The sequence below is a fragment of the Clostridium brassicae genome (assembly GCF_026738875.1).
Taxonomy (GTDB): domain Bacteria; phylum Bacillota; class Clostridia; order Clostridiales; family Clostridiaceae; genus Clostridium_H; species Clostridium_H brassicae.
In genome coordinates, this window is sequence record NZ_JAPQFJ010000002.1 from 231,486 (window position 1) to 254,875 (window position 23,390).

The 23,390-nt window shown below is 28.9% G+C and carries 24 protein-coding genes; 21 read left to right on the plus strand and 3 right to left on the minus strand.

What is annotated here, in order from left to right:
- Nucleotides 1-95: 95 nt before the first annotated feature.
- Nucleotides 96-809 carry a hypothetical protein gene (locus tag OW729_RS02770; protein WP_268059908.1) on the plus strand — a complete coding sequence of 238 codons (714 nt, stop codon included), beginning with the start codon at nucleotides 96-98 and terminating at the stop codon, nucleotides 807-809.
- A gap of 110 nt (nucleotides 810-919) precedes the next feature.
- On the opposite strand, the gene OW729_RS02775 is transcribed toward OW729_RS02770, so the two are convergent.
- The gene (locus OW729_RS02775) at nucleotides 920-2,104 is read right to left on the minus strand and encodes an MFS transporter (protein ID WP_268059909.1); all 1,185 of its coding nucleotides are present in this window, start codon (nucleotides 2,102-2,104) and stop codon (nucleotides 920-922) included.
- 326 nt (nucleotides 2,105-2,430) lie between these two features.
- On the opposite strand from OW729_RS02775, the gene OW729_RS02780 reads away from it, so the two are divergent.
- Nucleotides 2,431-3,141 carry a HesA/MoeB/ThiF family protein gene (locus tag OW729_RS02780; protein ID WP_268059911.1) on the plus strand — a complete coding sequence of 237 codons (711 nt, stop codon included), beginning with the start codon at nucleotides 2,431-2,433 and terminating at the stop codon, nucleotides 3,139-3,141.
- A 45-nt stretch (nucleotides 3,142-3,186) separates the two neighbouring features.
- Here the strand turns inward: OW729_RS02780 and sdaAA are convergent, their stop codons facing one another.
- Together sdaAA and sdaAB are read right to left on the minus strand one after the other, a co-directional pair.
- A complete protein-coding gene (sdaAA, locus tag OW729_RS02785; protein WP_268059912.1) occupies nucleotides 3,187-4,062 on the minus strand; it encodes an L-serine ammonia-lyase, iron-sulfur-dependent, subunit alpha in 876 nt (291 codons plus the stop codon).
- 15 nt (nucleotides 4,063-4,077) lie between these two features.
- Complete coding sequence (gene sdaAB / locus OW729_RS02790) at nucleotides 4,078-4,743, minus strand: L-serine ammonia-lyase, iron-sulfur-dependent subunit beta (RefSeq protein WP_407647624.1); 666 nt, start codon at nucleotides 4,741-4,743, stop codon at nucleotides 4,078-4,080.
- Nucleotides 4,744-4,940: 197 nt separating this feature from the next.
- On the opposite strand from sdaAB, the gene OW729_RS02795 reads away from it, so the two are divergent.
- The 19 genes from OW729_RS02795 (at nucleotide 4,941) to OW729_RS02885 (ending at nucleotide 23,315) form a co-directional block, all read left to right on the plus strand.
- Entirely contained in the window at nucleotides 4,941-5,393 is a 453-nt protein-coding gene (locus tag OW729_RS02795; RefSeq protein ID WP_268059913.1) for a COG2426 family protein, read from the plus strand.
- 63 nt (nucleotides 5,394-5,456) lie between these two features.
- A complete protein-coding gene (locus tag OW729_RS02800; RefSeq protein WP_268059914.1) occupies nucleotides 5,457-7,130 on the plus strand; it encodes a sensor histidine kinase in 1,674 nt (557 codons plus the stop codon).
- Between the two features lie 5 nt (nucleotides 7,131-7,135).
- On the plus strand, nucleotides 7,136-7,843 hold the full coding sequence (locus OW729_RS02805) for a LytR/AlgR family response regulator transcription factor (protein WP_268059915.1): 708 nt from the start codon (nucleotides 7,136-7,138) through the stop codon (nucleotides 7,841-7,843).
- 121 nt (nucleotides 7,844-7,964) lie between these two features.
- Nucleotides 7,965-9,407, plus strand: coding sequence for a carbon starvation CstA family protein (locus OW729_RS02810; RefSeq protein WP_268059916.1), 1,443 nt, complete (start codon nucleotides 7,965-7,967; stop codon nucleotides 9,405-9,407).
- A 477-nt stretch (nucleotides 9,408-9,884) separates the two neighbouring features.
- Nucleotides 9,885-10,478, plus strand: coding sequence for a hypothetical protein (locus OW729_RS02815; protein ID WP_268059918.1), 594 nt, complete (start codon nucleotides 9,885-9,887; stop codon nucleotides 10,476-10,478).
- Between the two features lie 197 nt (nucleotides 10,479-10,675).
- Nucleotides 10,676-11,026, plus strand: a complete 351-nt coding sequence (locus OW729_RS02820) for a DUF6514 family protein (protein ID WP_268059919.1) — start codon at nucleotides 10,676-10,678, stop codon at nucleotides 11,024-11,026.
- A 143-nt stretch (nucleotides 11,027-11,169) separates the two neighbouring features.
- Nucleotides 11,170-11,583: a holo-ACP synthase gene (acpS, locus tag OW729_RS02825; RefSeq protein ID WP_268059920.1), complete on the plus strand. Its 414-nt coding sequence runs from the start codon at nucleotides 11,170-11,172 to the stop codon at nucleotides 11,581-11,583.
- Nucleotides 11,546-13,048, plus strand: a complete 1,503-nt coding sequence (locus tag OW729_RS02830; protein WP_268059921.1) for an NAD(P)H-hydrate dehydratase — start codon at nucleotides 11,546-11,548, stop codon at nucleotides 13,046-13,048. The genes acpS and OW729_RS02830 overlap by 38 nt, the downstream gene beginning before the upstream one ends.
- A gap of 143 nt (nucleotides 13,049-13,191) precedes the next feature.
- Nucleotides 13,192-13,812, plus strand: a complete 621-nt coding sequence (locus OW729_RS02835) for a germination lipoprotein GerS-related protein (protein ID WP_268059922.1) — start codon at nucleotides 13,192-13,194, stop codon at nucleotides 13,810-13,812.
- Between the two features lie 44 nt (nucleotides 13,813-13,856).
- Entirely contained in the window at nucleotides 13,857-15,020 is a 1,164-nt protein-coding gene (alr, locus tag OW729_RS02840) for an alanine racemase (protein WP_268059923.1), read from the plus strand.
- Nucleotides 15,021-15,233: 213 nt separating this feature from the next.
- Nucleotides 15,234-15,554 carry a CopG family transcriptional regulator gene (locus tag OW729_RS02845; protein WP_268059925.1) on the plus strand — a complete coding sequence of 107 codons (321 nt, stop codon included), beginning with the start codon at nucleotides 15,234-15,236 and terminating at the stop codon, nucleotides 15,552-15,554.
- Nucleotides 15,514-15,861 carry a type II toxin-antitoxin system PemK/MazF family toxin gene (locus tag OW729_RS02850; RefSeq protein WP_308151817.1) on the plus strand — a complete coding sequence of 116 codons (348 nt, stop codon included), beginning with the start codon at nucleotides 15,514-15,516 and terminating at the stop codon, nucleotides 15,859-15,861. The genes OW729_RS02845 and OW729_RS02850 overlap by 41 nt, the downstream gene beginning before the upstream one ends.
- Before the next feature lie 99 nt (nucleotides 15,862-15,960).
- Nucleotides 15,961-16,785 (plus strand): transketolase, encoded by an 825-nt coding sequence (locus tag OW729_RS02855; RefSeq protein WP_268059926.1) that lies wholly within the window; start codon nucleotides 15,961-15,963, stop codon nucleotides 16,783-16,785.
- On the plus strand, nucleotides 16,785-17,726 hold the full coding sequence (locus OW729_RS02860) for a transketolase family protein (RefSeq protein ID WP_268059927.1): 942 nt from the start codon (nucleotides 16,785-16,787) through the stop codon (nucleotides 17,724-17,726). The genes OW729_RS02855 and OW729_RS02860 overlap by 1 nt, the downstream gene beginning before the upstream one ends.
- 157 nt (nucleotides 17,727-17,883) lie before the next feature.
- On the plus strand, nucleotides 17,884-18,741 hold the full coding sequence (locus tag OW729_RS02865; protein WP_268059928.1) for a YitT family protein: 858 nt from the start codon (nucleotides 17,884-17,886) through the stop codon (nucleotides 18,739-18,741).
- Nucleotides 18,742-18,836: 95 nt separating this feature from the next.
- Nucleotides 18,837-19,523 (plus strand): cell division ATP-binding protein FtsE, encoded by a 687-nt coding sequence (ftsE, locus tag OW729_RS02870; RefSeq protein ID WP_268059930.1) that lies wholly within the window; start codon nucleotides 18,837-18,839, stop codon nucleotides 19,521-19,523.
- A complete protein-coding gene (gene ftsX / locus OW729_RS02875; RefSeq protein WP_268060032.1) occupies nucleotides 19,513-20,403 on the plus strand; it encodes a permease-like cell division protein FtsX in 891 nt (296 codons plus the stop codon). The genes ftsE and ftsX overlap by 11 nt, the downstream gene beginning before the upstream one ends.
- 293 nt (nucleotides 20,404-20,696) lie before the next feature.
- Nucleotides 20,697-21,971 carry a S41 family peptidase gene (locus OW729_RS02880; protein ID WP_268059931.1) on the plus strand — a complete coding sequence of 425 codons (1,275 nt, stop codon included), beginning with the start codon at nucleotides 20,697-20,699 and terminating at the stop codon, nucleotides 21,969-21,971.
- Nucleotides 21,972-22,022: 51 nt separating this feature from the next.
- Entirely contained in the window at nucleotides 22,023-23,315 is a 1,293-nt protein-coding gene (locus tag OW729_RS02885; protein WP_268059932.1) for a PDZ domain-containing protein, read from the plus strand.
- Nucleotides 23,316-23,390: the final 75 nt, after the last annotated feature.

Consider the following 23,390-nt stretch of genomic DNA (forward strand, 5'->3'; position numbering starts at 1 on the left):
TGAGAGTCATTACATTAACCTATTTGTAAAGATTTAAGAAAATTTATAAATTACAATAGTATTAGGCAAGCTGATTAAAAATGGAGGAGATGAATATGAACTTATTTTTTAAGAAAATATCCACTTTAATATTGATGTTATCGTTAAGCTTAGGATTTACAGCATGTGATAATCAAGGGGAAGTTAAAGCTAAAAGTGACAATAAGCCTAAGAATGAAGAAACATATAGTAAAGAGCTCCGTAAGTATTTCCCTTCTGTAGAGGGAATGGTGTTGAAATACTCTGGAACAGCTGAATATAGCCATAATTTAACTTTAAATAAGATTATTAATAAACAGGATTCAGTTATATTAGATTTAAAAGGTGAAATACATGATGTAAGTGATGGTGAAGGTCCTTCAAAAGAGGATTTAATAATGGAAACTCAGTATATAATTAACAAAGATTCTGTTAAAGAAATGCAGAAAAATGTAAAAAGGAGATATTCTCAGTCTATTGTTAGAGAACAGACGGTTTTAAAGTTGCCTATTAAAGAAGGCAGTGTGTGGAATGAAAGTGTTAAAATAGACAATAAACAATATACTGCAACAACTAAAATAGTTGAAATATCCAAGGATAATCAGAATAAAAATATAATAAAAACAGAGATGGTTGTTAAGGGTATAGAACATTATCCTGAAAAGACTTATAAAGAAATAAAAATTTTTAAGGAAGATAAAGGTCTAACTGAATTTCAAAATTTAATTCTTCAAAAAAAGGAGCCTTTAGAATTTAGGTATAAGTTGTTTGAAGAAGAAAATAAGCAGTAGCAAACAAGTAGTAATTATCTCAAAATAGAAAAATAACACAATGTATTGAATTTTCATATTGAAAATTCAATACATTGTGTCTAAAGTTTATTTTGAGATAAACCCATTTATTATGAACGAGATTCAAGAGTGGTTTTGCTTTGAGATAATAAGCTTTTTATCAATAAAACAGCTATATTCCCAATCAATATGTATATAATTAAGCTACTAAAACCAATAGTTATTCCAAATTTATCACCTATTTTTCCTACAGTCCATATAAATATGTATTGTAGTATACCTCCAATCATGCAAATCCAACCAATTAAATCTGAACTTGATTCTCCAAATTGTTCTTGCATCATAGACATTGTAATTGGGTACATTAGTGAGGTGAATAATCCAGTTAAAGATATAAAGATTAATTGTTTTGTAGTTATGCCCAAGAATATTAATATAAAATCAGCAGCAAAGGCAATTAAAATACTTTGATAATAACTTATATAATCTAATATTTTACTACACAATAATCTTCCTATAGGAAAACTTACAAGAAATATAGTTAAATATTTTGAAGCTTCTGCTTCTGATAGATTTTTTGCATGTTTTGCATATATTATAAACCAAGTCCCCATTCCATATTCCCATATTTGAGAACATAAAAATATTACAATAAATGTCCAAACAATTAAGCTTTTATAAGGTAAGTTGTTTTTATTACAAGATTTCTTATTTATATTAATAGAAACTACTCCATCTTTGGTTTTATTATAAACAATTAGTATAATTATGAATATAAATATTGGTATACTTGATAAACTAATAATTATTTGCCAAGACATACCTAAAGTTAAAAGTTTACTCATAACAGTAGGACCTAAACAAAGTCCTGTTGCTGCTCCAACATGAAGTTTCATAATGGTTTTACCTCTTAAATTATTGTCACATAGAAAGCCAGTGTACATATTTAATACCAAACTAGAAACACCAAGTCCAAACATGAATATAGTAAAAAGTAAGTCAAAAACAAAAACTGTTTTAGCAAAAATCATCAATAAAATACTTATTCCTAAAGAGATTAATCCTAAGATTAAAGTCATATTGTATCCTGACTTTTTTATTAATATTCCTGTTAAGTAAGTAGAGATTTGCATCACAATGCCAGAAATTAGAACTAAAGTAGCAATATGACTAAAAGGAAGGTTATGTTCAGTTTGAATAATAGAAAATATATTGCTTCTTAGTGATAAAGTGAAGCAGATTTGTCCATAAATGATAAATAATAAAAGAGTTAATTTTTTTGTTGTTAACTTCATGACAAATTCCTCCTGGGCAAGTAAATAATAGCAATAACAGTATATAATCTTTATAGTTATTATTCAAGGGCAATAATTAATTTAATTTTAGAAATCTTCTTTAATCTTAAATATTCCACTTAATATGAGAAAAATGGAAAAAAATAAAATAAATTAAAGGATTTGAGAATTGATTATAGTATATATTATACAATTATTCTTTAAACATTTAAGTATATATGTAAAATAACAATAGATTATATCAAAATAAAGATAATATTATACAAGAAGATAAAATATGGTGGCTGAAGATTTATAATTTATATTTTAACCAAGGAGGTGGTTTTGTGTTAAAAAAGTACATTAGGAATATGAATACTTTAACAAGAAAGGAGTTAGAATTGTTAAAAAACTATAAGGTATGCGTTATAGGATGTGGAAGAATAGGTGGATATGTAATAGATATGCTTGGGAAAATCGGACTAGGCTATATGAAAGTTGTAGATTATGATATATTTACAAAAGATAATTGTAATAGAAAGATACTTTATGATGGTAATTCTATTGGGAAATATAAATCAGTGGAAGCAGCAAAACGTATGAAGAAGATAAATGAGTCTGTAAAAGTAAATCCAGTTGTAGATGAATTTAATAAAAGAAATGCAGAAAAAATAATTGGCAATTGTAATGTTGTTATAGATGCTTTAAATAATATAAATAGCAGATTGATTTTACAAGATACTTGTGAAAAGCTAAATATACCATTGGTACATGGAGGAATAGGGGAATGGTATGGTGAAATATGTACTATTTTGCCAGGGGATAGAACTTTTAACTTTATCTATAACAACTATGATGATAAAGAAAATAATAATATAGATGGAGTAGAAAAATGGAAAGTAAGCTACTCTTGTATACCTTCTTTGATAGCATCGATACAAGTTAGCGAAGTAATCAAGCTTTGTGTTGGAAAAGGTGAATTACTTAGAAAAAAGGTACTTTTTATAGATTTATTGGGAAATGAATATAATATTATAAAATTAGAAAAAAGTAGTTGATTAAGCTTACTTTTTTCTAATTTATATTTAATTAATAGTAAAATGTTATTCGTTAAATACTTGTTTCTTTAATTTAAGACCTGTTGGAGTTACAGCTACTCCACCTAAAGCAGTTTCTCTAAGTTCAGGTGGTAGTTGCTTACCAACTTTGTACATTGCCCATACAGTTTCATCAAAAGGAATTTTACTAACAACCCCGCTCATTACAAGATCAGCTGTAGTTAGAGCACTTACAGTTCCGGCTACATTTCTTTTAGCGCATGGAACTTCTACTAGCCCAGCTACAGGGTCACATACTAAGCCTAATATATTTTTAATAACTATAGCGGCAGCATTTAAAGCTTGCTCTGGAGAGCCACCCATAAGTTCTACTATAGCTGCGGAAGACATTGCTGCTGCTGAACCACATTCAGCTTGACAACCACCTTCTGCGCCTGCTACTGTAGCGTTTTTAGCTATTATCATTCCTACTCCAGATGCTGTAAATAATGCTTTTACCAAATCATCTTCGCTTTTATGTAGCTTTTCACCAGCTGATATTATAGCTGCAGGTAAAATACCACAAGAACCGGCAGTAGGGCACGCTACTATCTTTCCCATTGCCGCATTAACTTCTGAACAAGATAGTGCTCTTGCCATAGCTTTTACCATAAAATCTCCTGTTAATGTACTACTATCTTCAGAATACTTCCTTAATTTTAAAGCATCTCCTCCAATTAGGCCACTTACTGATTTGATATCGTTTTCAAGTGCTTGAGTCGCTGAATTTTGCATAACTTTAAGGCTATCTCTCATTTTTTCAAATACTTCTTCTCGGCTAGAATTGCTGTTTTCAATTTCAGCATTTAAAGTATATTCCCAAATAGTACAATTTTCTTCTTTACAAGCCTGTATAAGCTGTTCTCCTGTATTAGCAAACATAATAGTTCATCTCCTTTAAATAAGTGGGTTTAACATTTTTATACTATAAATTTCTTGAATTGACTTTATCTTATCAAGTATATGATCAGGTATTATGTTGTCAGTTTCAATTGCCATAGTTGCTGTACAGCCTTTACCAGTTCTATAAACTTGCATAGAAGCTATATTTATTTCTTCTGCATAAAGAAGTGCAGTGATCTTAGATATAACCCCCGGTGTATCTTTATGATTAGTTATAAGGGTAGGATAGTCTCCTCTAAATTGGACGCTTTGACCATCAACATCAAATATTAGTATATTTCCTCCACCGATAGAAGAACCTGTAATTTCAGAAATGTTATTATCTTTTTTTGTAACAATAAACTTAACAGTATTAGGATGAACATCACCTAAATCGGTTTCAGTAAAAATGATTTCTATTCCTCTTTCTTTAGCTATAGAAAAAGAATTCTTTAAATTCTCATCCCATGGATCCATTCCTAAAATCCCCGCAACTAAAGCTTTATCTGTTCCATGTCCTTTATAGGTTTTAGCAAAAGAGCCATGTAGTAGAAATTCTACTTTTTTTATATTACCACCAGCAACTATAGCAGCAAATTTACCAAGTCTAGCTGCTCCAGCGGTATGAGAACTAGATGGACCTATCATTATAGGACCTACTATATCAAAAACACTACTCATTATAATCCCCTCCTAAAATTAGAGTATATATTTAAAAACCTCACAAAATATATTATAGAATATTGTGAATAAAATTCAATGATTATAATGATTTATTATAAACAAAATACTTAACTATTATGACAATACATGATAATATAAGTAAAGTAAAGCACAGTAAATAAAGATTATATTTAGTATAGTATGAGGAGAAGTTTATGAGCAATTTACTTAAAATTTTTTTATGGTCAGCAGTTCCTATAATAGAACAAAGAGGAGCAATACCATTAGGCATATTAAAGTATAATATGAGTCCACAGATAGTATTTTTAGTGAGTTTTTTAGGAAGCATGCTTCCCGTGCCTTTTATACTTTTAATGTTTAATAAAATCTTTTCATTGATGCAAAGGTATAAATTTTTTAGCAAAATTACAGGATTTATTGAGAAAAAAATAAATAAAAATTCAGTACATCTAGAAAAATATAAGGAAATAGGTCTAATAACTTTTATAGGAATTCCATTGCCTACAACAGGAGTATGGACAGGAAGCGCAGTGGCTGCTTTCTTAAAGCTTGATTTTAAAAAATCTATTTTTTGTGCTGCAGTAGGTGCATTGATTTCAGCAACTTTACTTACTTTTGCATGTATGTTTTTCCCAAGTCTTATTTAAAATAGATTTCTAATTAGTTTTAAATATAATAATTCATAACTAATTATGAATAGGGTGATAACATTGATAGAAATCTTAAAAAATCTTATTAATAATTTAGGTTACATTTGGTTTATTGCATTTATAATATCTCAATCTAGAAGTTTTAAAAAGATCATTCAAAAGGACAAGTTTAAAAATAAGGATTTGTTTATTTTATCTGTAATATTTGGATGTTTTGGAATACTAGGAACTTATGTAGGAACAGAAGTAAATGGTGCAATAGCTAATACAAGAATAATAGGGGTTATGGCCGGTGGTATACTTTGTGGACCATTTGTAGGTGCTTTAGCAGGGATAATTGCAGGTGCTCATAGATTTGTAGTGGGTGCTGTTACTATAACTACGATACCATGTACCATAGCTACAATTATATCTGGTATAGTATCTGGTGTACTTTATAAAAAATCCAATAATAAAAATAGGTGGGTATATGGTTTAATTGGTGGAGTAATAATGGAGAGTTTGGAAATGTTGCTGATTATTATTATGTCCAAGCCTTTTTCAGATGCTATTATGATTGTAAAAAGCATATATATACCTATGGGATTTACTAATGCTATAGGTATAGCGGTTCTTATTTTACTAATTCAGAATATATTTGAAGAAAAAGAACAGATAGCTGCTAAACAAGCACAATTAGCATTAGAGATAGCAAATAAAACTTTACCATATTTCAGGGAAATTAATGAAGAATCTTTTATAAAGATATGTCAGATTATAAAAGATTCTATAAAAGCAGATGCGGTTTCAATTACTAATAAAGAATATGTTCTTGCTCATGTAGGAATTGGATCAGATCATCATGTAAAAGGTTCTAAAATACAAACAGGAGCAACGGAAAAGGTTATTAATCAGGGATGTATTTTAGAAATGACTAGTGCAAAAGAAATAAATTGTAGTTATGAAAACTGTCCGCTTAAATCAGCTATTGTAGCTCCGTTGAAATATGGTAAAGAGGTAATAGGTACATTAAAGATATATTACGATACAGAAGGAGATATACCTTTTAGAAATAGAAATTTAGCAATAGGTTTATCACAGATAATATCAACTCAATTAGAGATTAGTAAAATTGAAAAATTAAAAAATATGGCCAATAAAGCTGAAATAAAGGCTCTTCAAGCCCAAATTAATCCACACTTCTTGTTTAATGCATTAAATACAATAGTTTCTTTTATAAGAATAGATCCAAATAAAGCAAGAGAATTAATTTTAAATTTATCCACATATTTAAGATATAATTTAGAAATTGGAGACGAACCTGTAGATATTTATAAGGAGATAGAACAAGTTAAGGCTTATATAGATATAGAAAAAGCTAGATATAAAGATAAACTAAATGTTATATATGACATAGATGAGGAAATTGATATAAAAATACCTAGTTTAATTATTCAGCCTATAGTAGAAAATTCAGTTAAGCATGGTATTTTAAAAGAAAATAAAAAAGGAACGATAAAAATAAGTATAAATGAAATTGATAAAGAAAGTGCTAGAGTTACTATAGAGGATGATGGAGTAGGTATCGATGAAAATATAATTAACAAAGTATATCAAGGAAATATGAAAGAAAATAAAATAGGTATTTCAAATGTAAACAATAGATTAAAATGTTTATATGGAAAAGGACTTAAGATAGAGAGGTTAGATAAAGGAACCAGAACAACTTTTATTATTCATCAATTGAAAGGATGATTTTTATGAATTGTATAATTGTTGATGATGAGTATCCTGCAAGAGAAGAGCTTAAATATTTTATTAAAGAGTTTAGTAAGATAGATATAGTAGAAGAGTTTGATGATTCAGTAGAGGCTTTACAATATATAGAAAGCAATAAGCCTAATATTATATTTTTAGATATTAGTATGCCTAAATTAGATGGCATGGCATTAGGAAAGATACTAAATAATTTTGAGAAGAAAATAATAATAGTTTTTATAACAGCATATAAAGAGTATGCAGTTAATGCTTTTGAAATAGAGGCTTTTGATTATATATTGAAACCTTATTCAGAAGAAAGAATTGTAAGAACATTAAAAAGATTAGAAAGACAAGAGAAATCTATAGATAAATGTATGTCGAATAAAATTACATTAAAACAAGATAATAAACTTAAAGTAATAAATATCTATGATATTTGTTATTGTGAAGCTCATGAAAGAGAAACAATTATTTATATAGCTAAGGAAAAATTTGTGGAACATAGTAGTATATCAGAATTTTATAAAAAGTTGCCTAGAAAAAGTTTCTTTAAATGTCATAGATCATATATAGTAAATATAGAAAAAATTACAGAAATAGCTCCTTGGTTTAACAATACTTACATGTTAAAGCTTAAAGCAATGGAAACAGATATACCGGTTAGTAGAAATAATATAAATAAATTTAAGCACCTAATGGGCATATAAATGCACTTTATGTGCTTTTTTTGTTATCTCATGTTAATTATAAGCTTAAGTGTATAGATGTTAATTATAATTGAAGTAATGATCGATATATTTATGATATTTGAGGGGAGGAGTTAAGATTATGGTATCATTTATAGTTTCTATTATTGCTTTAATAGTAGGGTATTTTATTTATGGTAAGTTTGTAGAAAAGGTTTTCGGTGCTGACAGTAGTAAAGAAACGCCCGCAATTAGACTTGAAGATGGAGTTGACTTTGTTCCAATGCCTGAATGGAAAATATTCTTAATACAATTTTTAAATATAGCTGGACTTGGACCTATATTTGGAGCTATTGCAGGTGCTATGTGGGGACCGTCTGCATTTTTATGGATTGTATTTGGATGTATTTTTGCAGGAGCTGTTCATGATTATTTTTCTGGTATGTTATCAGTAAGACATGATGGTTCAAGTATACCAGAGGTTGTTGGAAAGTATCTTGGAAATGGATTTAAACAATTTATGAGGGTTTTTTCAGTCATTTTATTAGTGTTAGTAGGAGTTGTATTTGTTAGTGGACCAGCTGGAATATTAAATGGATTAGTTCCATCTGTAACCAAAAATATATTCTTGTATATTATATTTGCTTATTATTTAATAGCAACTGTAGTTCCAGTAGATAAGTTAATAGGAAAAATATACCCTATATTTGGAGTATGCTTATTGATAATGGCAATTGGAGTTGGAGGAGTATTGATAATTGGTGGATATCATATACCAGAAGTTGCCGGAAATCTCTATAATATGCATGTGAAACCTGATCAGTATCCATTATATCCTATGCTATTTATAACTATAGCATGTGGTGCTATTTCAGGTTTCCACGCAACACAATCACCACTTATGGCTAGATGCATAACTAATGAAAAACAGGGAAGAAGAGTATTCTTAGGTTCTATGATAGCTGAAGGAATAGTTGCTTTAATATGGGCAGCAGCAGCAATGACATTCTTTGGTGGAGTTGATGGATTAGCAAATGCTATGGCTCAGCATGGTAATAATGCAGGATGGGTCGTAAACGAAGTTTGTAACAGTTTACTTGGTAAAGTAGGAGGAGCTTTAGCAATTTTGGGAGTTGTAGCTTGTCCTATAACATCAGGAGATACAGCTTTTAGAAGCGCTAGACTCACTATAGCGGATTCTTTAAAGTTTAAACAAGATTCAATTAAGAATAGATTTTTAATATCTATACCATTATTTGTAATAGGATTTTATTTAACTACAGTTAACTTTGCTGTTATCTGGAGATACTTTGGATGGTCAAATCAAACATTAGCAACTATAGTACTTTGGACAGCGGCAATGTATTTAGTTAAGAATGGAAAGAATTTTTTAATGGCAGTAGTGCCAGCTACATTTATGACATCAGTATGTACCACTTATATCTTGGTTGCTCCAGAAGGGTTTAAATTATCAATGAGCATCGGAGCACCAGCAGGAGTAACAGTAGCTGCAGCTAGTTTAATATGTTTCTTAGTTGTTGCAAAGAAAGTTAAAGCAAATAAAGAGATAAGTGAAGGAATATAATAATGTTGCATCGCAATATTATTTTAGAGAATAGTGAAAAGAGAATAGTAAATAGTAAAGGAGGATTTTCCTCCTAGTGTCAGAAAATCTTTAAATTAAATAAAAGAATAAGCTCATAATGAAAATTTAATTTTTCATTATGAGCTTTGTTTTTGACTTAAACAAAAGAGCTGGTAAGCTCTTAAAAGCGATAGCTTATGGGAGGCATCTCTTAACTTAAGATTAAAAGATAGTTGCTATAAAATAATGGACTCCTGAAGTCGAACTGCGTCATGGACGACGTATAGGGAGGGTAGCATTTTTAGAAGGCTACCCTTTTAGTGCTTCTTTGCGTACTGAAGGTTTAATGGATAACTACATATATTTAGAAAACCTATTCCTCTGTCGTTATCCATTAAGTCGTAATATTATTCTATTGAGTATATTTTTTATTTAAATTCATAAAATAAGAAAGTATATTTTAAGGGTGGTGATATTGTGAAAAATGAAGACTATTTGAATAGAAGTTATATTAGGTTTACAGATTTTTTATCTATAGCAGTTTCTAGAGAATTAGAATATTTTATTTTAGATTCGAAATTTACAAGTGCTTTTAATTATAGAGTGAAGGAAATAATCCGAGCAGTTGAAAAAGAAGGGAAAAAAGATGCAGAGTTAAGTGTATTATTTAATACTGAAGGAGAAATTGCATTAATTGACGCTGGTGTATTAGGAAAATTTATAAGCGACAATTATAGTATATTAGTTGAACGATATTATAAAGGAGTAAAGCTTGAGAAAGTTATAAAAAATATAAAATGTGGAGGAGATAAGGTTAAAATAGACTTTGTAAAAATTTCTTATTCAATATTATATAAAGGTATTGAAGAATTATATAAAGAGATAAGATGCAAAAAAGAGCTTAAAGATAAATATATGGATAAGTATAATTTAAAGAAATATGCAGGAAATGATTCTACGGCAATAGTAATTGTGTTATTGATTTTAGAAGATATATGTAAATATATTGAAATAAATGATGGGATTCTTTTTTCAAGTATTGATGAAATAATTTTTTCTAATAATCTATAAAGATTCGACAAATATAAGTATATATTCCAAATAATGAGCGATGCAGAATGATTAAACAATACATGTATAGTAAATTAGGGTATATTATTGTCATAAAGTAGAGATAAATTTAAGTATATAAGGTTTATAAAATGACAGAATTTTTAAAAAAGAAGTGGTAGTATAATAATAAAGAATGTTCGGGGGGGAGTACGATAATGTTAATAGTAGAAAACTTGTGTAGAAGTGAAAAGTATGAAAATGTAGTGTACAATTATTCTTATAGAATAATTAAGGATAAACTGGTTTTCGAAGAGCAGGATAACTTAGAAATACAATCCTATGGAATAGAAGTAGAAAGACAAGATGTAGTAGATGGTAAGATTATTAAAATAGAAAGACAGGCTGTAAAATCTATAAGTCCTCATAGACACAAAGTACATAGTTTATTAAAGATATTATATGATAATTTAGTTTCACCTATCCATCTAATAGACATTTTGGGGGAATACATAGATAATTATGTTACTGATTTTGATGATGTATTAAAAGATATATATATATGCTAAAGGGAGGATTTTCCTCCTTTTTTTATGATTAAGAACTATCTTTTGCTTAAATAGACTCTTTATTCTTTATAAAAATATAGTTTAGGTGTAAAATAAACTTAATTTTATTTTGAAAAATATTATTTCATGGGGGTGATTTTAGTTTGATAGTTGGTATAGGCGTAGACATAATAGAGATAAATAGAATAGAGAAGGCAATGAATAGGAGCCCTAATTTTATAACTAAAATGTTTAGTAAAAATGAAATTGAATATTTAAAAAGTAGAAATATGAGAGCAGAAAGTGTAGCTGGCAGATTTGCAGCTAAAGAAGCTGTATCCAAAGCATTAGGAACAGGTTTCCTAGAATTTGATTTTAAAGATATTGAAATTGATAGAACTACATTAGGAAAACCTATTGTTTTTTTAAAGGGAAAGGCAAAAAAATTAGATAAGAAGTGGGGAAAGTATAAAATACATTTAAGTATATCTCATGGCAAGGAAAATGCTATAGCTTATGCTGTCTTGGAGGTTTATGACAATGAGAATAGTAACTTCACAGATAATGAGGGAAGTTGATAAATTCTGTATAGAAAAATTAAATATACCCAGTATTGTTCTTATGGAAAATGCTGCATTGAAGATACTGAAAAATTTGGATATAGAAAAAAATGAATATTTTATAATTATATGTGGAAATGGAAACAATGGAGGGGATGGTCTTGCTTTGGCAAGACATCTCATAATTTTAAATAAAAAAGTAGAAGTGTTTTTAATAGGACAAGATGATAGATTAAGTAAAGATTGTAAAATAAACTATGACATTTTAAATAGTATGGGTATTAATATAAAATTGATAAATGATGTAAATGATTTAGATCCTATAAGAGATGCTATAGGTAAATCTGATGTAATTGTAGATGCAATATTTGGTACAGGGCTTTCAAGAGAGATACGAGGCATTCAAAAATTAATCATACATATTATGAACAATAGCAATAAATTCATAGTTTCTGTAGATATACCATCAGGGCTAGATGGTGATACTGGAGAAATTCTAGGAGTTTCTGTAAAAGCAAATAGAACAGTTTCTTTTGAATTTTATAAAAAAGGATTTTTATTTAATAAAGCGGATAATGTAACTGGAGAGATAATAATCGAAAAGATAGGAATTCCTCAATCAGTAGCTGATAAGTTGGGAGTTGAGGATTACATAACAGAAATGGAGCAAATAAGAAAATGTATACCTAAAAGGAGAATATACGATCATAAGGGTAGTTTTGGAAGGGTAAATATTATAGCAGGTTCAAATGGATTAACAGGTGCAGCATACATAACAACTCAAGCAGCAGTGAGGAGTGGTTCTGGACTTGTTACGTTATGTTGTATGGAAAATATACAACATACTATGAGTATTAAGCTCACAGAAGCTATGACTGTATCTTATAAGGATAGTAAAAGTTTAAATGACTTATTGAAGAAAAGTGATGTTATAGCTATTGGACCTGGAATGGGAAATAGTGAAGCCACTTTTAAAACTCTTTCTAATGTATTAGATATTGCAGAATGTCCATTAGTAATAGATGCAGATGGAATAAATGTGCTAAATGGTAAACTAAGTTTATTAAAAAATACAAAATGCAAAATTGTGTTGACTCCTCATTTTGGGGAAATGTCAAGACTTACTGGCAAATCAATAGAGGAAATTAAAAAAAATAGAATTGAGATATCAAAAAAATTTGCTGAAGAATATGGGGTAGTATTACTATTAAAAGGGTATAATACGATAATTACTGATGGAAAAAGGCTATTAGTTAATCCTACTGGAAATAGTGCTATGGCATCAGGAGGAATGGGAGATTGCCTAACAGGAATTATTGCATCCCTAATAGGACAAGGACTTGAACCATTTCAGGCAACTTATGTAGGAGCATATATACACGGATATTGTGGAGATAAATTATCAGAAAAAATGTTTTGTGTAAATGCTAATCATGTCTTAGAAAATTTGCCTTATTACATTAAAGAAATTGAAAACAAATAGTCAAAACTAAAATTTAATATGCTTAGTAGGTATATTTAACTACAAATTATTTAACAAGGTAATGGCATATTTATTTTAATAAGAATATTGAAAGTTTTAACAGAATAGTATTAATAATGATTACAAATATTTTGGAGGAATTTATGAAGAAAAAATTATTATTACTATTTACTATTTGTTTGTTTGTAGCATTTTGTTTATATGGATGTGGTAAGAAAGAGGTGGATCCTAATAGAGTTGTTAAATCATTAAAAAATTTGGATAGTTATACCTGTGATGTTGATATAAATATAAAAAATACTAGGCAGGATATAAAGTTTGAATGTAAACAGTGTTATGATAAAAGATATGGTGGAAGATTAGACATTAATAGCGATAGAAGATTTATATATAGAAAGAATGACATATTAGTAAATGATCTAAAGAATGATAAAGAATATGTAGTAGATAGAAAGTTTGATTCTGTATATAAACTAAGTTTTATAAAAGAGTATATAAATTTATTATATACTAATGAAGAAATAAAATATTCTACTCAAACTATAGAGGATAAAGGATACCAACTTATTCATTTAATAATACCTGGAAATAATAGAAATATAAATAAAGCTATTATGTATGTAAATATTGAAAATAATTTACCAGAAAGAACAACTATATGTGATGTAAAAGGGAACGAAGTAATTAGTTTTGTATATAAAAATTTTACTATAAATCCAAAGTTGGAAAAAGAAATTTTTGCAGATAAAGATACTAATGAATAATAATTAAGATTTAGTCTTGATTAAATAGCTAAGGAGGAAATAAAATGTTCAAGCACTTGAGGCCTTTATGGGCGGAAGTAAATTTAGATAATCTAGCATTTAATATGCAAGAGATAAGAAAAATTTCAAAAAGTAAAGAAATTATTGGGGTAGTCAAAGCAGACGCTTATGGGCATGGAGCTGTGGATATAGCACCTGTGCTTTTAGAAAATGGAGCTACTAGGCTTGCTGTTGCAGTACTTAGTGAAGGAGTTGAGCTTAGGCGTGAAGGGATAGATTGCCCTATAATAATTTTAGGTTTTACATCACCAAGTCTTATAGGTGATTTATTAAAATACGATATTGAACAAACAGTATTTTCTTATGAATACGCAGAAGAACTTTCAAAAGTAGCTTCTAAAAAGCACAAAATTGGAAAAATACATATAGCTGTAGATACAGGAATGGGCAGAATAGGTTTTTTGCCTAATAAAAACAGTGTAGAAGAGATTTATAAAATAAGTAATCTCCCTAATGTATGTATAGAAGGGATATTCTCTCATTTCTCTACTGCTGATGAAAGGGATAAAGAATATACTTATGGTCAACTAAAAAAATTTAATGAGTTTTATAAGTTGTTACAAGATAAAGGTATAGATATAAAGATGAGGCATATAGCTAATAGTGCATCTATAATAGATTTACCAGAAGCTCATTTTGAAGCTGTAAGACCAGGAATAATTTTATATGGATATTATCCGTCAGAAGAAGTTAATAAAGAAAAGATAAAATTAAAACCTGTTATGGAACTTAAAGCTAATATAGCTCACATAAAAAGTGTAACATCAGGGCAATATATAAGCTATGGAAGAAGATTTAAAAGTGACAGAGAAAGTGTGATAGCCACTTTGCCGGTAGGTTATGCAGATGGATATACAAGAGCATTATTTAATAAAGGGAAAGTGATATTACATAATGAGTTTGCAGCAGTTATTGGAAGCATATGTATGGATCAATGCATGATAGATATTACAGACATATCTTCAGAAGTTAAAGTTGGAGATGAAGTTACATTAATGGGAAGATCTGATAGGATTAAATTTGATGCTGATGACGTCGCTAAAGCTTTAGGAACAATAAATTATGAAGTTATTTGTGCTATAAGTAAGAGGGTACCTAGGGTATATGTAAGGAATGGGAAAGTTATCAAGATAAGAAATTATATTTAAGTTATTTTAATATTAAAATAAATAATAAAAATATAAAGAATAATTTAGATGTATTGCAATAATTTTAAGCAATTTAGTATTAATGGTTAAAATTACATAAGAAAAATTTCGTTAAAAACAGTATTTTTCTTTGACAATTTGACAAATATTAAACTATAATTAGTGGTATATACATATGCGCTTTATGATAAATTAGGAGGTATTAATAGCTATATGTCAAACTCAAAGAAATTTGTGACAAATTTAGCAGATGAACTCAATAAGGAATTTAGAAAAAAAATTAATAAAGAATATCAAAAAAAGAGTGAATTTATTAAAGATAGATTAATACTATATATAGAGAAGCAAAAAAAAATAAGCAAAATAGAAGAGTTAAAAAAAGGATATATAGAAATGGCACAAATTAACTTATGCTTAAGTGAAGTGGGCTTTGTAGAGGATATGTCACAGTTAAAAGAATATGAAGCCAAGCTTGCGGAGAGTGATTTGCCTGATGACAATGATAGTGAAAAGAGGAGATATATTTTATGCTGATTTAAGCCCGGTTGTAGGCTCAGAACAGGGTGGAATAAGACCAGTCCTTATTATTCAAAATAATGTAGGAAATAAATATAGTCCTACAGTTATTGTTTCTGCTATAACATCGCAGATAAATAAAGCAAAACTTCCAACTCATGTAGAGATATCTTCAGAAGAATATGGTCTGAATAAGGATTCAGTTGTTTTACTAGAACAGATTAGGACCTTAGATAAAAAAAGGTTAAAAGAAAAAATTGGTCATATGTCTGAGAAAGATATGAGGAAGGTAGATGAAGCACTTCTAATAAGTGTTGGTTTATAGCAAAAAAGGGCATAATTGCCCTTTTTTATATTTTAATTAGTGTATTTTTTAATATAAATTGATATAATAAATAAAGAAAAAGATAGGGAGGCGTTAGAAATGGTAAAAGATATACAGAACTTAGAAGGCGTAGCTAAGCAAATAAGAAGAGATATAGTAACCATGCTAACTGAATCAGGATCAGGTCATCCAGGTGGTTCACTTTCAGCAGTTGAAATTTTAACAACTTTATATTTTAAGGAAATGAATATAAATGTTGAAGATGTACATAATCCAGATAGAGATAGATTTGTACTTTCAAAAGGTCATGCAGCTCCTGTTTTATATAGTACATTAGCAAGAAAAGGATTCTTTGATCCAAGTGAGTTAATGAAATTAAGAAGGATGGGTGCAATGCTTCAAGGACATCCTAATATGAATTATGTTCCAGGAGTAGATATGTCGACTGGATCTTTAGGTCAAGGAATATCTACAGCTGTAGGAATGGCTATAGCAGGTAAGATAGACAAAAAAGATTATAGAGTATATGCACTTCTTGGAGATGGAGAATTAGAAGAAGGTCAAGTTTGGGAGGCATCTATGTGTGCAGCTCATTATAAGTTAGATAACTTAACAGCTTTTGTAGACAATAATGGATTACAAATAGATGGGAAATGTGAAGATGTAATGAATCCTGGACCTATAAGCGAAAAATTCAAGGCTTTCGGATGGCATGTAATAGAAGCTGATGGTCATGATTTTGAAGTTTTAATAAATGCTATTGAAGAAGCTAAAAATACAAAAGGGAAACCAACAATGATAGTATGTAAGACGATAAAAGGTAAGGGTGTATCATACATGGAAAATGCAGTAGGATGGCATGGTTCTACACCTAGTAAAGAACAATGTGAAGAAGCTTTAAAGGAACTTGGGGGTGAAGAATAATGAGTAAAAAAATTGCTACTAGAGAAGCTTACGGTAAAGCATTAGCTAAGATAGGACAGGAAAATCCTAATATAGTAGTATTAGATGCTGATTTATCAAAATCAACTAAAACAGCTGATTTTAAAAGTGTTTGTCCTGAAAGATTTGTAAATATAGGAATAGCAGAAGGAAACATGATGTCTATTGCTGGGGGAATTGCATCTTGCGGGAAAACAGTATTTGCTAGTACTTTTGCAATATTTGCAGCAGGAAGAGCGTTTGAACAAATAAGAAATACCCTTTGTTATCCAAAATTAAATGTAAAAGTATGTGCAACACATGCTGGAATTACAGTAGGAGAAGATGGAGCTTCACATCAAGCTATAGAAGACTTAGCTTTAATGAGAAGTATACCAAATATGACTGTAATATCTCCAAGTGATGCAGTTGAAACTGAAGCGGCAATAAAAGCTGTTTCAGAATATAAGGGACCATGTTATGTAAGACTTGGAAGAGCAGGGGTTTCTGTTATTAATGATAATGAAGAATATAAATTTGAAATAGGAAAAGCTGTAACTTTAAGAGAGGGAAAAGACGCTGTAATATTTGCTACAGGAATAATGGTGGATGCTGCGCTTGAAGCATATAATCTTCTTGCTGAAGAAGGAATAAAAGTTAAAGTTGTTAATATACACACAATAAAACCAATAGATGTTGATGCTATTGTAAAAGCTGCAGAAGAAACGGGTACAGCAGTTACAGCAGAAGAACATACTATAATGGGTGGATTAGGATCTGCTGTTTGTGAAACTTTAAGTGAAAATTACCCTATTCCGGTAGTAAGAGTTGGAATTAAAGATGTTTTTGGTGAAAGTGGTAAACCAGATCAGTTATTAAAAGCTTATGGACTAACTGCTGAAGATATAGTTAAGGCTGTGAAAAAGGCTATAGAACTTAAATAATTAAAGTTTAATTAATGGAAGGAGATATGTTTTTCTCCTTCCATTTTTTTCTCATATTGAAATTATTATATAAAATTTTGGATATATTCAATCATGCGTGGTAAAATAATCTTAATTGTATTAAGATTATAAAAGTTTTATAAAAAGGGGTATGCGTATGACTAAAAATGTAATTAAAGAATATTTGTGGATCACTGTAGGTTTTTTGATAGTTGCATTTGGCATAAAATTTTTTTTAGCACCTAATAAAATAGCGGGTGGAGGAGTAATGGGTATAGCTATAATAATAAAATATTATATTCCAAGCTTATCAATAGGAATTTTAATGTTAATAATGAACGCTATATCTTTTATAATAGGATTTATTATTATTGGACCTAGCTTTGGGGCAAAAACGGTATATGCAAGTTTAGCTATGTCAGTAGCTATTGATATTATGGATAGACTAATGCCACCTCCAACACCAATCACTACAGATTTGTTTTTAGCAACATTTTTTGGGACAGTAATATCAGGAATAGGTATGGGTATAGTGTTTAATCAAAATTCATCCACAGGAGGAACAGATATAGCAGCTAAGATAATGAATAAGTTCTTTCATATAGATATAGGTAAGTCACTTCTGATAGTTGATTTAGTTATAGCAGTAGCAGCAGGAATAATTTTTGAAGCAAACGTTGGAATGTATGCTATATTTTCTGTTATAATATTAGGATTTGTTATAGATATAGTAATTGAAGGGTTAAACAAATGTAAGTCAGTTATAATTATGAGTAGTAAAAGTGAAAAAATAAATGAATACATAATACAAAATTTAGAAAGAGGATGCACTATTTTTCAAGCTAAAGGGGCTTATAGTGGAGATGAAAAAGAGGTATTATATACTGTAGTTGATAGAAGGCAGTTTATACTTTTAAAAAAATATATAAAAGAAATAGACCCTACAGCTTTTATTACAGTTAATGAGGCTCATGAAGTTTTAGGCGAAGGATTTAAAGATATAGTCGAAGATTAAAAAATATTTATAATTGATTAATTAAATTCTCATTAATATTATGTTATAATAAAAAAGGTACAAAAATTTAACTTGGAATGGGAGAAAGTTGTAACATGATTGAATTTAAGAATACAACAAAAATATATGATAATAATGTTTTTGCGCTTTCTAATATAAATTTAGAAATAAACAGAGGAGAATTTGTATTTATGGTAGGACCAAGTGGGGCTGGTAAATCCACATTTATCAAACTTCTTCTGAAAGAAATAGAGCCCACAACAGGTAGAATAATAGTAAATAATGAGGAAATAGGAAAAATAAGTAGAAAAAATATTCCTTATTATAGAAGAAAAATAGGTATGGTATTTCAAGATTTTAGATTGATACCAACATTAAATGTATATGAAAATGTAGCATTTGCTATGAGAGTAGTAGAAGGTAGTCGTAAAGAGATAAGAAAAAAGGTACCTATGGTTTTAGCTATGGTTGGTCTATCAAAAAAATACAAATGTTTTCCTAACGAGCTTTCTGGAGGAGAACAACAAAGGGTTTCTCTTGCAAGAGCCATAGTGAATAATCCATCTGTACTTATTGCTGATGAACCTACGGGAAATTTAGATCCTGAAACGTCAATTGAGATAATGAAAATACTCAATGATATAAACCATGCAGGAACTACTGTAATCATGGCTACTCATGATAAAGGAATAGTTGATAGTATGAAAAAAAGAGTTATAGCCATTGAAAAAGGCGTAATAGTAAGAGATGAACAGAGAGGTAGATACGGATATGAGGATTAGTACATTAAAGTATTTTTCTATAGATGCACTAAAAAGTTTAAAGAGAAATAAGACGTTAAGTATAGCGTCTATAATAACTGTAGCATTGACAATTTTTATGTTTGGTATGTTTTTATTTACTGTATTAAATGCTAATAAAGTTGTAAAAAATGTTGAATCTAGGTTAGAAGTACAAGTGTTCTTAAAAGATAAAATAAGTGAAACTGATAGAAAGAATGCTGAACAAGCTATAAAGGCTATAAATGGTATAGCTGAGGTTAGATTTGAAACAAAAGAACAGGCTTTAAATAAATATAGAGAGCAATTAGGTGAGGAAAACAAAGATTTACTTCAAGGATTGGACAAAACAAACCCTCTTCCAGAATCTTATATAGTTAAAGTAAACAGTTCAGAGATAATTCAAAATGTAGTTAAAACTATGAAAGGTAAGCCTGGAATAGAGGATGTAGTAGCTAATGAAGAATTAATTAATAGAATAGATTCTCTTACTAGGGGAATTAAGTGGGTTGGTATTGCTGCTTTTGTAATACTTGTACCTATATCTTTCCTATTAATAGGCAACACTATTAAATTAGCAGTTTATTCAAGAAAAAGAGAAATAGGAATAATGAAGTATGTTGGTGCAACAGATGGATTTATTAGATGGCCTTTTATAATTGAAGGGATTATAATAGGATTAACAGGATCACTTTTTTCTTGTGTTTTACTTAATTATTCGTATAAAATTGTTTATAGCAAGCTATCTTCAGCTATAATGATGCTGAACTTAGTAACACCTTCATATATTTTAAGTAATGTATTGTGGATATTTATTATATCAGGAATTATTATTGGTGGATTGGGAAGTATAATATCCATAAGAAAATTCTTAAAAGTATAATTTAAAAACACATACAATAGGCTGGCAATTGAGCCAGCCTTAATATTTATTCTTATATTAATTAAATGTATATTTAGCCTAATGTTCCTATTTTTTTATTTAAAATAAAGTATGAATATAACACTTTAAAAGAACTCATATTCATATATTCATAAGAGTAAGAAATTCATACAAAATTGAAATTGTGGTTTACTGCTCAAATTTAACTAAATAAAAACTCAATCTGAAATTAAGAATCATGTAAATAAGGAATAATTATATTATTATTAACGTAAGAATAAAGGGAATACAGTATGCAAGAGGTGAATAAATTGGATGGAAAAGAAATAAAAAATTTTAATGAAAATATTGATAAAAAATCAAGGAAATCCTCATCAATTATAATAATTGTTTTAATAATTATCATCACTAATCTTATAACTTTCATGGTTACTTTTAAAGTACCTATAAAGGGAACTGTTAGAATAAGTGAAGATAGTTATAATCAAATATTAAAATTTAAGAAGATGTTTATAGTAAAAGATAATATAAATAAATATTATGATGGTAAAGTTGATGAAAAAGTTTTAATAGATGGAGCCATAAAAGGTATGACTGAAAGCCTAAATGATCCTTATACTGTATATATGAATGAAGAAAATTATAAGGCGTTTAGTACTGAAACTGGAGGTAATTATGTAGGGCTTGGAATACAGGTAGATGTAAAAGACAATAAAATTATAGTTGTAACATCTTTTGAAGGTTCTCCTGCAAAGGAAGCAGGTATAATGGCAGGAGATGTAATTGAAAAAATTGATGGAAATAAAGTATCTGGAAAAGAGCTGGATAAAGCTATTTCTATGATGAAGGGTAAGAAAAACACATCTGTAGTTCTTACAATAAAAAGAGGTACGCAATCACCTTTTGATATAAAGGTTAGAAGGGATGTTGTAACTTTAACTACAGTAAAGGGCCAAATGCTAGATAGCAGTACTGCTTATCTTCAAATAACAGTGTTTGATGAGCATACTGGAGATCAGTTTAATAAAGAGATTGATAAATTGAAGAAAGAAGGAATGAAGGGGTTAATATTAGATTTAAGACAGAATCCAGGTGGATGGTTAACTCAATGTATTGAAGTAACTTCTAATTTCATTCCAAAGGGTAAATCAATAGTTTCTACTAAGGATAAATATGGTTATGAAGAAAAATTTTCTTCTAAGGGAGGAAATTTAATAGGTATGCCTCTTGTAGTATTGATTGATGAAGGCACAGCTAGTGCTTCTGAAATTTTTTCAGGTGTAGTAAGAGATTATAAAATAGGAACTTTAATAGGCACAAAAACTTTTGGAAAAGGTATTGTTCAAAGTGTATTAGATAAAAGGAAATATGGATTTGGAGATGGAACAGCTTTGAAGGTGACTACTTCCAAATATTATACACCTAATGGAGAAAACATACATCATATAGGAATAAAACCAGATATTCAAGTTGAATATCCAAAAGAACTATTAGGTAAGCCTTATGATAGAAGTAAAGATCCTCAGTTCAATAAAGCACTTGAGGTAATGAAGCAAAAGCTAAAATAAGTAGAATAGTTAGGCATTTGATAAAAACAGTGAGAGGGGAATTTAGTTTAGATGAATATTATGTTAAATACGCTTAAGGTGGTAGCATATGCTTTAGTAAAGCCTCCTTATGTATTTATACTTTTAGCTTTCTTTATAATGTTTTATAAACAGAATAAGAAAATAATTTTGATGCAAAAAATGATAATAGGAGATAAACTGAATACAACTTTTGAACTTACAATATCTCAGATAGTATTAGGAATATTAGGTGGAATTGTGGGTAGTATTTTGCTGAGCTATCTGGGTGTAGCTTTTAATGAAAATACTTCTATAGAATTAATATTTTTATTATCTATTATATTTATGTTTATAAACCCGAGACTCATTTGTTTTTCTTATTCAGGTGCTTTCCTTGGATTTGTAAGTATATTATTAGAAATTATGAGAGAAATGTATGGGATAGAAGTTAAGGCAATAAACTTTTTAAATTTAGATATAGTTGCTCTTATGACATTAATTGCTATTTTACATTTTGTAGAGGGTATATTAGTTATGATTGATGGAAGTAAAGGATCAATACCCATATTTACAAAGAAAGATAATAAAATAATTGGAGGGTTTGCTTTTAAAAGGTATTGGGCTATACCAATAGGTATTGTTCTAATAGTAAATTCTCAGATGCATGGATTAAGTGAGATTATTCAGTTGAATAAGTGGGATGCTTTAATTGATTTTTCAAGTCCACTAAATGTTATAAAGAATGCGGCAATAATGCTTATGCCTTTTTATGGAGTTCTTGGGTATACAAGCATTACTTTTACAAAAAGCAAAAAACAAAAATCAACTTTGTCAGGTATTATGATAATGCTATATAGTGTTACTTTATATATTTTTGCTAGGCTTGCAACACTAAACATTTTCTTTAGATTATTTGTAGTAATTTATGCACCTATGGCTCATGAGTTTATGATTTATATTCAAAAATATATGGAAGTAAAGGAAGAACCTAAATATGTAAGTGATGAAAGAGGAATAATGGTATTAGAAGTTGCTCCAAATTCTCAAGCTTATAAGATGGGGATAAAGAGTGGAGATGTCTTCGTTGAAATTAATAATAAAAAAATAGTTAATGAAGATGATATATTTAAGACAATCAAAGAAACTTCAAGTTCTGTATGGTTTAAAATAAAAAAAACAGCAGGAAATCTAGAAGAGATAAGATACAGAAGGGAAGTTGATTTGAAAAAATTAGGAATAGTTTTTGTACCAATATCTGTTCCTGAAAATAGTATGGTTGTAAAAATGAATGAAAATAAATTTTCAGATGTTCTACAAAAAATTAAAGATGAACGTAAAAAATAGTCTGGATTTAAAGTAACTACTATAGGGTTATTTACTTTGAAATAAGGATATAATTAAAGCAGCTTAAATTATAAA

Excerpts from the sequence above, each read along its gene's own strand:
- OW729_RS02770 (WP_268059908.1), top strand. The coding sequence starts at position 96 with ATGAACTTATTTTTTAAGAAAATATCCACTTTAATATTGATGTTATCG.
- OW729_RS02775 (WP_268059909.1), bottom strand. The coding sequence starts at position 2,104 with ATGAAGTTAACAACAAAAAAATTAACTCTTTTATTATTTATCATTTAT.
- sdaAA (WP_268059912.1), bottom strand. The coding sequence starts at position 4,062 with ATGTTTGCTAATACAGGAGAACAGCTTATACAGGCTTGTAAAGAAGAA.
- sdaAB (WP_407647624.1), bottom strand. The coding sequence starts at position 4,743 with ATGAGTAGTGTTTTTGATATAGTAGGTCCTATAATGATAGGTCCATCT.
- OW729_RS02795 (WP_268059913.1), top strand. The coding sequence starts at position 4,941 with ATGAGCAATTTACTTAAAATTTTTTTATGGTCAGCAGTTCCTATAATA.
- OW729_RS02805 (WP_268059915.1), top strand. The coding sequence starts at position 7,136 with ATGAATTGTATAATTGTTGATGATGAGTATCCTGCAAGAGAAGAGCTT.
- OW729_RS02810 (WP_268059916.1), top strand. The coding sequence starts at position 7,965 with ATGGTATCATTTATAGTTTCTATTATTGCTTTAATAGTAGGGTATTTT.
- OW729_RS02820 (WP_268059919.1), top strand. The coding sequence starts at position 10,676 with ATGTTAATAGTAGAAAACTTGTGTAGAAGTGAAAAGTATGAAAATGTA.
- OW729_RS02830 (WP_268059921.1), top strand. The coding sequence starts at position 11,546 with ATGAGAATAGTAACTTCACAGATAATGAGGGAAGTTGATAAATTCTGT.
- OW729_RS02835 (WP_268059922.1), top strand. The coding sequence starts at position 13,192 with ATGAAGAAAAAATTATTATTACTATTTACTATTTGTTTGTTTGTAGCA.
- alr (WP_268059923.1), top strand. The coding sequence starts at position 13,857 with ATGTTCAAGCACTTGAGGCCTTTATGGGCGGAAGTAAATTTAGATAAT.
- OW729_RS02845 (WP_268059925.1), top strand. The coding sequence starts at position 15,234 with ATGTCAAACTCAAAGAAATTTGTGACAAATTTAGCAGATGAACTCAAT.
- OW729_RS02850 (WP_308151817.1), top strand. The coding sequence starts at position 15,514 with ATGACAATGATAGTGAAAAGAGGAGATATATTTTATGCTGATTTAAGC.
- OW729_RS02855 (WP_268059926.1), top strand. The coding sequence starts at position 15,961 with ATGGTAAAAGATATACAGAACTTAGAAGGCGTAGCTAAGCAAATAAGA.
- OW729_RS02860 (WP_268059927.1), top strand. The coding sequence starts at position 16,785 with ATGAGTAAAAAAATTGCTACTAGAGAAGCTTACGGTAAAGCATTAGCT.
- OW729_RS02865 (WP_268059928.1), top strand. The coding sequence starts at position 17,884 with ATGACTAAAAATGTAATTAAAGAATATTTGTGGATCACTGTAGGTTTT.
- ftsE (WP_268059930.1), top strand. The coding sequence starts at position 18,837 with ATGATTGAATTTAAGAATACAACAAAAATATATGATAATAATGTTTTT.
- ftsX (WP_268060032.1), top strand. The coding sequence starts at position 19,513 with ATGAGGATTAGTACATTAAAGTATTTTTCTATAGATGCACTAAAAAGT.
- OW729_RS02880 (WP_268059931.1), top strand. The coding sequence starts at position 20,697 with ATGCAAGAGGTGAATAAATTGGATGGAAAAGAAATAAAAAATTTTAAT.
- OW729_RS02885 (WP_268059932.1), top strand. The coding sequence starts at position 22,023 with ATGAATATTATGTTAAATACGCTTAAGGTGGTAGCATATGCTTTAGTA.